This is a genomic window from Chryseobacterium sp. Chry.R1, assembly GCF_039645525.1.
Classification (GTDB): domain Bacteria; phylum Bacteroidota; class Bacteroidia; order Flavobacteriales; family Weeksellaceae; genus Chryseobacterium; species Chryseobacterium proteolyticum.
In genome coordinates this window covers 2439302-2451825 of record NZ_CP151793.1, presented here as the reverse complement: position 1 = coordinate 2451825, position 12524 = coordinate 2439302, and the positions used below count along the sequence as shown (strand labels likewise).

The 12524-nt window shown below is 34.6% G+C and carries 9 protein-coding genes; 4 read left to right on the top strand and 5 right to left on the bottom strand.

Going from position 1 to position 12524, the window contains the following annotated elements; genetic code table 11:
* Positions 1 to 89 precede the first annotated feature (89 nt).
* The 5 genes from AAEU33_RS11300 to AAEU33_RS11280 all read right to left on the bottom strand — a co-directional run bounded on the left by AAEU33_RS11300 (position 90) and on the right by AAEU33_RS11280 (position 8224).
* Positions 90 to 464, bottom strand: a complete 375-nt coding sequence (locus AAEU33_RS11300; RefSeq protein WP_345987542.1) for a hypothetical protein — start codon at positions 462 to 464, stop codon at positions 90 to 92.
* An 11-nt stretch (positions 465 to 475) separates the two neighbouring features.
* Positions 476 to 3514, bottom strand: a complete 3039-nt coding sequence (locus AAEU33_RS11295; RefSeq protein ID WP_345987540.1) for a hypothetical protein — start codon at positions 3512 to 3514, stop codon at positions 476 to 478.
* 3 nt (positions 3515 to 3517) lie between these two features.
* Positions 3518 to 5707 (bottom strand): hypothetical protein, encoded by a 2190-nt coding sequence (locus AAEU33_RS11290; RefSeq protein WP_345987538.1) that lies wholly within the window; start codon positions 5705 to 5707, stop codon positions 3518 to 3520.
* 316 nt (positions 5708 to 6023) lie between these two features.
* Positions 6024 to 6530, bottom strand: a complete 507-nt coding sequence (locus AAEU33_RS11285; protein ID WP_345987536.1) for a M15 family metallopeptidase — start codon at positions 6528 to 6530, stop codon at positions 6024 to 6026.
* 299 nt (positions 6531 to 6829) lie between these two features.
* Complete coding sequence (locus AAEU33_RS11280) at positions 6830 to 8224, bottom strand: hypothetical protein (protein ID WP_345987534.1); 1395 nt, start codon at positions 8222 to 8224, stop codon at positions 6830 to 6832.
* A 512-nt stretch (positions 8225 to 8736) separates the two neighbouring features.
* Between AAEU33_RS11280 and AAEU33_RS11275 the strand changes: the two genes are divergently transcribed.
* The 4 genes from AAEU33_RS11275 (at position 8737) to metQ (ending at position 12469) form a co-directional block, all read left to right on the top strand.
* Entirely contained in the window at positions 8737 to 9741 is a 1005-nt protein-coding gene (locus AAEU33_RS11275) for an EamA family transporter (RefSeq protein ID WP_345987532.1), read from the top strand.
* Positions 9742 to 9764: 23 nt separating this feature from the next.
* On the top strand, positions 9765 to 10793 hold the full coding sequence (locus AAEU33_RS11270) for an ATP-binding cassette domain-containing protein (protein ID WP_345987530.1): 1029 nt from the start codon (positions 9765 to 9767) through the stop codon (positions 10791 to 10793).
* Complete coding sequence (gene metI, locus AAEU33_RS11265; protein ID WP_345987528.1) at positions 10786 to 11442, top strand: methionine ABC transporter permease MetI; 657 nt, start codon at positions 10786 to 10788, stop codon at positions 11440 to 11442. The genes AAEU33_RS11270 and metI overlap by 8 nt, the downstream gene beginning before the upstream one ends.
* 217 nt (positions 11443 to 11659) lie before the next feature.
* Positions 11660 to 12469, top strand: coding sequence for a methionine ABC transporter substrate-binding lipoprotein MetQ (gene metQ / locus AAEU33_RS11260; protein WP_345987526.1), 810 nt, complete (start codon positions 11660 to 11662; stop codon positions 12467 to 12469).
* Positions 12470 to 12524 lie beyond the last annotated feature (55 nt).

The window sequence follows — 12524 nt, the reverse complement described above, 5'->3', positions numbered from 1 at the left end:
CTTATATACTACTAATATTTAATCTGCATATCAATAGATTTGTTTTTAAATCTGTTACGGAAATATAAAAGTTATTATTGACCTCAGATCTATAATAGCAAATTATTTCCATTTACAAATTTTTTCCAAGATATTGTAATTTCCTTTAAATCTGCTGTTGGAAGTTTATAATTTGGTGTCATATTAGGATTTGCTTTATATTCATAAACATCATTATAAATACTGGTCATGGAATGAGTGACCTTTATAAGCTGTAATCCTTGAGTTGGGAAAAAATACTCTCCTGACTGTAGATTACTAAGCTGTTGATCTATAATCCCCAATAACATATCACACTCTTCTACATACCTAAATTCGAAAAATAATTCATCTAATGATGGGCTTATTGATTTCATTAGTTTATAATCTGAGTTCTTAATTCTTTTTACAAGAAAGTTTACTTTATAATCTTTTAAAATGCTCATATCTTTTCTATTTATCTAGATGGCCAACTAGTCATCACACCTTTAGTTAAAAATCCAACAAGTCCGTCATTTCCTCCTCGGATGCAAATTATAATATGTTTATTATCACTCATAGCTCCTACAAATTTATTTCCGGATAAATAAGTTAAGGTAGTATAAGCAAGAGCAATATTATCTATTATTTCCTCCCTATCCCAATCTTGCCTAAACATATCGTTTAGAGTAGGAAGGTAGGTGCCTGCAGCATTATTCCAAGCTTGTTTAGGATAAAATGTTCCACTGTGAAATACTTCAACATTAGTTAATGCATATCCTTGATTTTTAGCTAATGTCCTCACAATCTTCCCATAAGCATTAGCGTTCACACCTACTCCATAGATATGATGAAAACCACTTGCTTTAGGAGGTGTAAAACTAGTATCAACCTCACCATGAAAAACATGATCCATACGGGGAGTATTTAAAGGAGTATTTAAAAACTTCCTCGCTTTTAATAAATTGATACTATATCTATGCTTTTTCACACTTGTCGTAATTTTTATCCAAACATCTATCAAATCTGGTTCATTTTGTAATTGTTGAATATATGGAATCCCATGATCTCTAAACTCAAGCATAAACGCATATCTATCTTCTTTATGAACAAAGCTTTTTACTTTATTTACAACTGTTGGACAAGTAGGCTGTATTTTAGCATAAAAATTATTTAATGCTGCATCCAAATCTGCAATATCTCTAATAAAATCCGCAGCAGCTTGTGGAAACCCATTAGGAAAATTATTGTTGTTTACAGCCATCAGTTTTACGGCTGCATCTCTCATCATATATTCAGCTGCAAAACCACCTCCACTTGAAACCATTTGGGTCCAGAATAAAAAATTATCTAAGTTCTTACACCAATCATAATTAGGGATAGTATTACCTCCCGGATTATCAGGAATATTTCCATCTGGAGTAGAGTCATTAATATTTGCCTTAACTTTATCTATATATACTTCACATCCATTAGAATAATAATTCAAAATTGATTTTGCTACATCTGAAGTAAGCTCAATTAATGCTCCTGCACCTGATAAAGCTTCTAAAGCTAAAATTCGTTCACCAGTAGTAATTGAAGCACCTAAAGCAATTCTTCCCAATTTTGATAGATGTCTAAAATGTCTAAGCTTTGATATATTACCAATACCAGTAAAACTAAGAGCTACGTCTGCTGTCAAATCTACGGCTGTCCAAACATCCTCACTATCTCCAAAATCATCTAAATACTTTAAATAAAATAACGGAATCACGTAACTTAAATCACTACCGCTAGGTTGCAAGGCTATGGAAGGTAATTTTACGGCTACATCTTTTTCGTCATAATGCATTAAAGAAATAGCAGTGTAAAAACCATAATCACCTACTTTTACTTTATTTGTATCGGGAATAGGTTCTCCCCCAGAAATAGTATAACCTGTTACTTTTTCCTCTTTTACAGTAATAAACTCTCCATTAAATTCAAAATCCATGTTATCGACAAAAAAACCTAAAAAATTCTTTTTTGAATTATAATTTAAAATGATTGGTTTATTTTTATAAAATTGCTCAAAATAATATTGACTGGTATTGTAATCAATTCCCCCCAGTCCAATAGCTAAAGATTGATAAGGATTTAACATGGAAACATACCATAGAGAATAGAGACGGTTCATGTATTCTCTTCTATTATTCTTCCCAAAGAAAACTATTCTATCATTAATTCTCTGGTATAAACACTCGAAAAGTGTCTTTTGATTACCGTTAATTAATATTTTTTCGGTTTCTAACCTACTTAAGAATGCAAGCGCATCATTTACCTGTATTGATTTTACAATCTTTACTACAGAATCTTCTCTTGATTCATATATACTATTCTCAGCAAATTTTCTTAAAATTTTAATTTTTGCATCTAAAGTTAGAAAATTTACAGCACCATCGGGAATTATACTTACCAGCATCTCTAAACGCAAGTTACTCTGTGCTTTCGTAAATTCTTGTGACCATCCTGATGGATCAGAGGTTACTCCAAATAAATATTCCTCTTTTGAATAGGCAATATTAACATAAATATTAACAAGAGTATTGTAATAATTTTGAAAAGGCATATAATAATCATTTTCAAAATCACTATATTCAAAGGAATTCAAAGGAAATATTTCTAATGTATCGTTATAGTTTCTATATCCCCAATCAATTAATAAAATAGCAATCGCCTTATCAATCTCAGATAAAGTAGGTGTGCTATTATAAATATATGATCTAATATCAGTACCAGCAGGTGGATTAGCTGTTTGTACAATATTTAAAATTTCACTTAATTTCTTGATTGCCAGCATATCCAATACATCTTCAAAAAGATTTTTGATTCTCCAACAAATCTTAACCATACCAATATACAACTTTTCTTTGTCCTGGCTTGTAAATGTTGTTGGAAATGTTGCTACCTTACTTCCTAAATTCTTTTTAAAAAAATTCCTATTACTACTATCTACAACAGAGGACGATCTATCATCCCAGTCTATTTTACAGTAAGTCGGTAGAGTATCATTTAATTGGATAGGAGGATAATTTGCTGAATCAGAAAAAACCAAATTGGGATTTGTTATTTTAAATTCACAATTATAGAAAATAAAATATTTAGTATAATTATCTGTTTTATTGCTATCAGAAGATGTTTCAAGCTTGCTAATTTTAAATAAATCCCCTCTTTGGGATGATTCCAATATTAAATCAAACCAATGAACAGGATCAATAATATATGTATAATTATATACCCCTTTATTAGGATCGTTCATATAATTGATATATGAATCGTATTTTACAAATCCAGTTACAATAGTATCATCATTACCAGGAACCTGATCAACACTCAAATATTTTGTTTTATCAATAAAAATGTATTTTACGTTATTTACCTTAAATCCATTTAATTGACCATTAATATCAAATACCTGATCTGTTAACTCATATGTATTTGTTTTAATTCTGACAGGTCTTGGAAGATGAGGAGTTAAAACTACTATATTGCTCATATTTTATACTGTTAATTTTTTATACGTTTCGTTAATTTCAAATACTTTAGACATAGATAAATCAGGTAACCATCTGGCATAGCTGTCAGAAACATATACCATATTATCAATAGAAGTCACATTAACATTAATCAAAGGAAACTTTATTGCTAATTTTCCCTCTTGATCTTCACCAATCACGCACAAATTATATTTTTTGTATTCTATATTTTCAGTTGAGACAAAATAATTAGCCTCATCACCTAGCTCATTTTTAAAATAAAATTTAGGATTGTTTAATTGATTGTCTTTTATCACCTTAATCAATTCTTTATTCTCATCATCGGTAATTCCAAGTAATTTTTTACTTGATAATTCACCTTGTTTTAAACCTAATGATAGGGCCATTATAGATACTCCATCAGGAGTACTATATTGTTCCGTTTTAAAATAATAGGGTTCTTCAGGCTGATAAAAATTATTCCTTTTATCACTATAGGAAATTGTTCCACTATTAGAATTATCCTGGTAAGCAGCTCTACTTTCAAAAAAACCACCTACATTCTGTCGGATATTATTCAACAACGTCTCATAAGTAACCCTTTTCAAACTTTCCGTATCATTCTTCATGATCAGATCTTCCACCTTTTTGGTAGTTACCGTTGCAATATCTTTTCCTCCTGCTTTATTTTCAAAATCGATCAATAATAAATTCTGATCAATTACATAAACAAGCTCATTTCCTCCTTTAGACTGAATTTTCGGAGTCACATTAATTAATCCGAAGATGTCATCAATGTCTTTCAGATCATACGTTGTGCTTACAACAGGATCACCTGGATTCGGACCAGGAGTTTCAGAAGTAATTTTCACTGTTTTCCCTTCATAAATCAACTGTATAAAAGAAGCAACCGTTTTACCGGCACTTGTTTTATCTAATTTGAAAGTAATAGGTTTTGTGAAATTGGTATCTGCTCCGTTTCCTTCCTCCTGAAGTAAGTTTTTCCCTCTGATAAAATAATCCTCATTTCGGGTATCTGCATGTAAAACACCTTGTTTTACGTACATAGCAGCGGCGTCATTATTATCAGTGGTCGGCTGGATCACCAGCGATGGATACCCATTGAATTCTCTTACTGGCCAACCTTCTTCAAATTGCCCTGTGGACATATTGTTAACGGTAGTTCCAATTCTAATGTTATTAGTGCTTCCTTCCAGATTTTGATTTCCGTAAAAATTATATGACCTCTGCCTGCTTCCCTGGATATACAAATAAGTTGTTTCAGCAGTTTTAAAACCTGAAATCTGACTGGCAATTTCTTCTACCGTTTGCAGGACAGAATTGTCACTCATATGAATTTTTCCTTTTCCCTGCGTGTGTAAGCCATAAAAGGCTGCAATATCAAGGAACTGGGTGGCTGTTTCTCTAATCAGTTTCTTTTTAAAAGCTGTATTACCTATCGCTTGGTCTAAAACATGGTCTGCACTACGGGCAAAAGCCAGGTTCAACTGAAATGGATTCGGGTCATTGGCTACTGTATAGTCTCCTTCGTTCAATACAATATCAATACCCACGCTTCCCGAAATATTTCCAAGATGAGTTCCTCTTGGAATCATTGGCAATTCAAAAGCTTTTTTAGGTTCCGTTTCAGTGGTGGTTGTTCCAGTAGTTTGAACTTTAGAAATCTTAAGGAAATAATCATCAATAAGATCCGTTTCTAATTGGGAATTCCCTACCGGAAACCCGATATGCTGAGCGGTAAACGGAGGTACACTAATTCCCAGCATATTATAAAGACCTGTAAACTCTTTTTTGATAACGTCTACAAAGCCTGTTGGTGTTCCTGATGTGATCAAATCACCTTGAAAGAAATCTGATATGTTCAGACCTCTGTATACAATATATTTGATCGCTAATCCTTTAATCGGCTGACTAAAAGGCTTCAGGATCGCATTTACTTTAGTGGCATCTGTACCACAAGGTTGTAAAAATACCTGTCCCTGGCAAATAGTATATATTTTGCCGGTAAAGCTTACTTTAGAGGTGGTCCTGAATACAGTCCCATTGGCTCCAAATTTTCCGGACATTTCCTGATTGAGAACCGCACTTTTCTCTGCAAAGAAAAAAGATTCCGGTAACAGGTCCGGCCTTACGTTAAGCCCTTTGCTGTCGGGAGATGTTGATAAACTTCCCGATGGAATAGTTTGTGGCATTTTTGTAATTTTTGGTGTTAGATAAAGACAAGACGGTGATAATAGTAACTGTAATAAAATCTGGATGCTGAATGATGAGGATTAATAGCCCATAAGAATAGTAAGCCTTGTAATTTTGAAAGAACATTTTCTTATAATCGTATTATTTTCTCTTCCTGTATCTTGGGAGCTTCAATAGCTTTTTCATTCAAATTTTCAGATTTTAACGTCTTTTCAATAAGGATAGGTCTGTTTTTTCCGGTAAAGCCATACCTCTTCCTGTACGATTATCTTCGATAATCATATTATTGATTTTCACACTGAAATAATTCCGGGATTATTTGGTGAAAACTACATATCCGTCTTTATCTTTTGGTAAATTTTGTAAGTTTCTCCAAGTGGCGTTGATCTTACGCGCTCCTTTCCAGATAGATCTGCGCTCAAAGTGTGATAGGTCTTTAAAGGTTTTCCAGTTTCCGCCCCAGTTCCAGCCGTGTTTGGCAAAGATCTTTACACATTCGTACCAGTCGGCTACGCCATCATTATCCCAGTCTTTCGCAGTGTCCCAGCTTGCTACTTTTCCGTCGATAATCAGGCAGATATCTACCGCTAATCCGTAATTGTGAATACTCTGTCCGGCTTTGGCATTGGTGACTTTTTTTCCGGCTTTTGTTCTTCCCTGCGCATATAATACATCTTGTTCTTTGAAGGTTCTAAGCCCTTGGGTAATTCTTACTTTTGCTCTCCCGGTAAGGGCTTCATCACAATCTTTTACGATTTGTGTGACTTCTTCCCTTACCAATGGATGGAGCTTTTTTATTTTATTCTGACTTGGTGTGTCCATGGTTGATCTTAATATTTTGTGGTTGAGTGTTTAATTGTAGGACAAAGCTATTGGTATATAACGCCAAAACCCGACGTGTCATATTAATTATGAAAAAAAGGTAAAAGATTTTTGAAATTCATATGGGTAATCTTTCTCTTCATAATTATAGCTTGCTCTCTTATTCTGAAACAAAAGTAAATGTCCAAGACGTCAAAACTTGACGTTTTAATTTCTTTTTTAAATAATTTAATCCCTATAAAATAAATCCGGCAACAGCGTAAGCTATTGCCGGATTTACCCTGATAGATTTCTATCAATTACTTTTTACATTTACTGTAATCAGAAATAATTTGAATCAGATTTTCCTGGTTTTTAAGATTCAGACTTTCTTTTCTCAGCTGATCAGAAAGGCTTTTACAATCTTTAAGATAATCAGCCAGCTTTTCTGAAAGTTTATCGTTTGATCTGTTATCAAGCATCTGCCCTTTAGGCTGAAGGTCTGTTTTGACAACATATTTCTGTAATTCCACAGGATCCTGAAGCAGCATAATCTTATTTTCTTTAGCAATAAGCCTGTAGAAATAAGAATTATTGCCGTGCATGCTTCCATAGTTCTGCAATTTTTTCATGAACTCTCCTTTTACATCCAATCCATAGTAACAGTCTTCACTTCCATTGAGAGAAACACAGAAATGAACACCGGAATCTGCATCATAGATTTTGGTTGCCATACTGTTCATTCCCGGCAATTGTTTTTTAAGGATAACACGCTGACCAAAGAAGTCCACGCCTCCTTCAGGAAGTTTCCGGCCGGTTCTTTCTGTATCCAGCATTTCAAACCAGATGGTTATCATTCCTTCTGTTTTCTTTCCTGATTTTTCAACCAGATATCCCGGTACATCATATAAATTAATACTACGGTTGATAGCATCATTTACTTTTGCCTGCTGTAATTCCCGGTTCTTATAATATGCCTGATGCTCCAGGGTATATCCCTGAACAAAAAGATTAGCGACCAGTTCATTCACAAAAGCATAATCAGATTGAGCATAAGTCCTGGTTGCTGTAAAGGTAAATTCATTATGATCAAAAGTCTTTACACCATAAGTTTTAATACCCTGTGCCTGAAACATAGATGCCACTTTGATCCCATCAAGGTCACTTACCTCAAGACATGGTCCACTGTTGTTGAAACCGATACAATTAAAGCTTCTGACATAACCAATTATTTTTGCAGAATGATTTCCGTTATTGATAAGAATCTCTCCATTAGAACCCATTCTTGGATTATAAAGACTGCGAATATTGTCTAGCTGGCTTTTTTTTTCATTATTTTCAGCTATACTATTGGTTTTAGCCTTAAGATATTTATCTGCCAGATTTTCTCTGGGCGTGTCAAAGAATTTCTCTATTTCAGGTTTATTAAAGCCATTTTCATTGAAAAGATTGTACTTTACAGCTAACTGATAGGCAACAATTCTATCCGGTTTAAACGATGTAATCAATACTTCATAAGGTATCTGGGTAGTTTTTCCATCTGTGGACTTCATATCTAAATAATAAAGAAACTCATCTTTAGCGAGTGCAACTCCTTTTAAATCTGTATCAAAGACTTTTTCATTATTGAGACTATAAAATTCAAAGTGGTCCCTGTAAGGAGATTTCAGAAATCCAACTTCTTTTTCATTAAACAGTAGTTTATCTTTCTTCAACTGAATCTTTTGTGAAAAAATAAAACAGGGAAATAACAGAATAAAACATAAAAATGTTTTCATAAGATATGGGTATTAATTTTGTTTAAACAGCGTAAAGTACAATTTTTTCATCAATACTGCAATTGAGCCAATCCGTCAAGAGATTATCGATAAGACAAGATGATAATCATCATAAAAACCATCTACAACAAACAATAAAGCTCTATAAATCAACAAGATAAAATTAGCATAAAATTATTTTTCACAAAAAGTCTACTTTTTTAGTAGACTTTTAAAAATTTATGTTCTATATTTGCAAACGTATTCAGGAAATAAAAAAATGAAACCGGAATTTAAACATACCTATTCGCTAAATAAACAAGCCATCACTTCTGTAATGATGCAGTGCAGTATGCCTATGTTCCGACATTGCCGTGGTTGACCTTACTTTTATTATGACATATTTTATAAGGCCTTACCACATTGTAAGGCCTTTTTTATTTACATGAACAACATTAAAAAAACATACAATGAGTACAACTAGCTCTAAAAATAATTGGTTGATCCCAATAGCGTTTACCAATATTTATGTAATCTGGGGGATTACATTTTTGGCTATTTCTTTCGGATTACAGGGGTTTCCTCCCTTTATCCTTTCAGGTTTCAGATTTTTGGTTGCCGGAATACTTATGCTGGGCTATTTGTCGGCCAAAGGAGAAAAAGCCAATTCTTTGGGTAACTGGAAAAAAAACGGCATTACCGGAATTCTCATCCTTACCGGTGGAACAGGGCTTGTGGCCTGGGGCGAACAATATGTGACGGCTTCTGAAGCAGCCATCACGATAGCAACGGGACCGTTTTGGTTTATTGCTATTGATAAAAAGAACTGGAAATATTATTTCTCAGATAAGTTTATACCTATTGGACTTATTATAGGCTTCATCGGACTGATTTTATTTTTAAAAGGAAGCGTTAGCGCTAATGTTCATCATGCTGCCGTCAGTGATTCTGTTCGGGTTACGGCATTTGTTGTACTTGCATTAAGTTCGGTTGCATGGGTTCTAGGATCGTTATATTCAAAAAAGAATCCTGCCAGTCAGTCTACTTTTATGAATATTGCCCAGCAGCTTATTATCGCAGGAGTAGCTTCCTTTGTTATTGCATTTTTCAGAAATGAATGGAATAATTTTTCCTTAACAACAATTCCTTTATCGGCTTGGTTGGGAGTTTTATTTCTGATTTTCTTCGGATCAATCATCGCTTATCTTTCCTATATCTGGTTATTATCTGTAAAACCTGCGGCTCTGGTAAGTACGCATACTTATATTAACCCAATTGTAACGGTATTGGCCGGATGGATTATCGCTAATCAGACCATCAATGGAAACCAGCTGTTTGGACTGACCATTATATTAGCCGGCGTCCTGCTTACCAATATCACCAAGTATTTCAAGCTTTCAAAACGATCAAAAGTAAAGATCAGAAGGGTGTTACGGTTTACAAAAAGGAACAACAGGCCGTATCAGCCCATATAAAATTTCAACGTAATTAAACTATAATGATAGAGATCAAGAACATTTCAAAAACCTTTCACAAGAAGAAACAGGCCTTTAAGGCACTGGATGATGTCAGTCTCAGTATTGAGCAGGGAGACATTGTCGGAATCATCGGATTTTCAGGAGCCGGAAAAAGTACATTAATACGAACTGTTAATCTGTTGGAAAGGCCCGACCAGGGACAGATTATTATCAATGGAAAAGATTTCGTTCAGCTAAAATCTAAAGAACTGGCTAAAGAGCGGAAGAAAATAGGAATGATATTTCAGCATTTCAATCTGCTTTCTTCAAGGACTGTTTTTGAAAATGTAGCATTGCCACTGGAACTGGATCATGTGAACCGGTCAGAAATTCAAAGTAAGGTCAACGAACTTTTGAAAATTGTAGGGCTTGAAGAAAAAGCCAATGAGTATCCTAAAAGCCTTTCCGGAGGACAAAAACAAAGAGTAGCCATTGCGAGGGCATTAGCTAATGATCCGTACCTTCTGCTTTGTGATGAGGCAACAAGTGCATTAGATCCCGCTACAACCCAGTCGATCTTACAATTATTACGCGATATCAATCAACGATTAGGAATTACTATTTTATTGATCACTCACGAAATGGATGTAATCAAGTCGATTTGTAACCACGTCGCTGTTATTGATAAAGGAAAACTCCTTACCAAAGGAACCCTGCAGGAAATTATTTCGGATAAAGAACATCCGGTTATTAAACAATTTATAAACCCAGGCATCATGACTATACCTCAGGAGCTTAACAAAAAGCTGCAAAAAGAGCCAAAAGACGGTCTGTTTCCGCTTGTGGAAATAGAGCTTAATGAACATATTACAGTGGAAAAACTGCTTTCAAAGATCTATGATGAATATAAAATTCCATATAAGCTGTTGAAAGCTGATGTAGAATATTTGGGAGATTCCAATTTTGGGAAGCTTCTTCTGCAGCTTCAGGGAGAATCCGAAGAAAATCAAAAGGCGATCTATTATTTTAATCAAAATAAAATTCAAAATACAGTAAAGGGCTATGCTTAGTGATTCGGTAATTTCCCTTTTATCAAAGGGCATTTGGGAAACAGTATATATGACATTTGTTTCCGGTTTTTTTGGTTTTGTTTTAGGTCTTCCGGTAGGGATTCTTTTGTTTCTTACGAGGAAAGGACAGCTCCTTGAAAATAAGATCTATAATAGAATTTTATCCATACTGGTTAATATTTTTAGATCCATTCCATTCATAATTTTGATCGTATGGATGATTCCTTTCACAAGAGCTTTGGTGGGAACCTCTATTGGAGTTAATGCTGCATTGGTTCCGTTGAGCATAGGAGCGGCACCGTTTATTGCCAGATTGGTTGAAAACAGTCTTCTCGAAATCCCTTACGGGCTTATTGAAACAGCAAGAGCTTTAGGAGCTACTCCACTTCAGATCATCAAAAAAGTACTGCTGCCGGAAGCGCTTCCTTCACTGATCAACAATGCAACCATCACGCTGATCACTTTAGTAGGCTATTCTGCCATGGGAGGAGCTGTTGGTGCCGGTGGATTGGGACAAATTGGTTATCAGTATGGATACATCGGCTATGATGCTGTGATCATGAACCTTGTTTTGGGGCTTTTGGTCACTTTGGTTTTTATCATTCAGTTTTCTGGAGATAAGCTGGCAAAGAGATTTGATCACCGGTAAAGAGTTGGAGCGTGTTTGTGTTGGAGCGTATATGGGTTCAATGGGACCAACATTAACTCCACTCCCACAATTAAACAGTTTTGCTTTAAAAATTTACTGAAGAGTTGGAGAGAATATGTGTTGGAATTTAATGCGACTAACAACTCCACTCCCACAATTAAACAATTTTGCAGTTCCGCAATTCGCGATTCTGCCTTTAAATAAAAAATAGTATATAATGAAGAAATTAAAAATCTTAGGACTTCTTACAGCAGGTTTGCTGGTATTTAATGCATGTAATTCAGCTAAAAAAGATGATCCTAATTACATCAAAGTAGGAATTACCTCAGGACCAGAGCAACTGATCGCTGAAACAGCGAAAAAAGTAGCTAAAGAAAAATACAACCTTGAAGTTGAGCTGGTTGCTTTTAATGACTATGTAGTTCCAAATGAAGCTTTGAACAATGGTGATATTGATGCCAATGCCTTTCAGCATGTTCCATACCTGAATGAACAGTCCAAACAAAGAGGCTATAAACTGGCCGTTGTAGGAAATACATTTGTCTATCCTATTGTTGCCTATTCAAAAAAGATTAGAAATATCAGTCAGCTACAGAATGGAAGTACTATTGTAATTCCCAATGACCCAACGAACGGAGGGCGTTCATTACTATTATTACAGAAAAATGGTTTATTAAAACTAAAAGAAGGTGTGGGACTTCTTCCTAAAGTCACTGATATTACAGAAAATCCAAAGCAGCTGAAAATCCTGGAAATTGAAGCACCACAATTACCAAGAGTGCTGGATGATAAAGAAGTGGTGATCGCAATCATCAACAATAATTTTGCGGCACAGGCAGGATTGGACGAAACAAAATCCGGAATTTTTAAAGAAGATAAAGATTCACCTTATGTAAATGTAGTGGTTGCAAGACATGACAATAAAGATGAGGAAAAGGTAAAAAACTTTTTAAAAGCTTACCAGTCTGATGAAGTGGTGAAAAAAGCAGCAGAGATCTTTAAAGGGGGTGCTGTGAAAGGATGGTAATTTTGATTTAATAGTATAGCAATTGAACAATGCAACGATGATATAGCATCCTAAT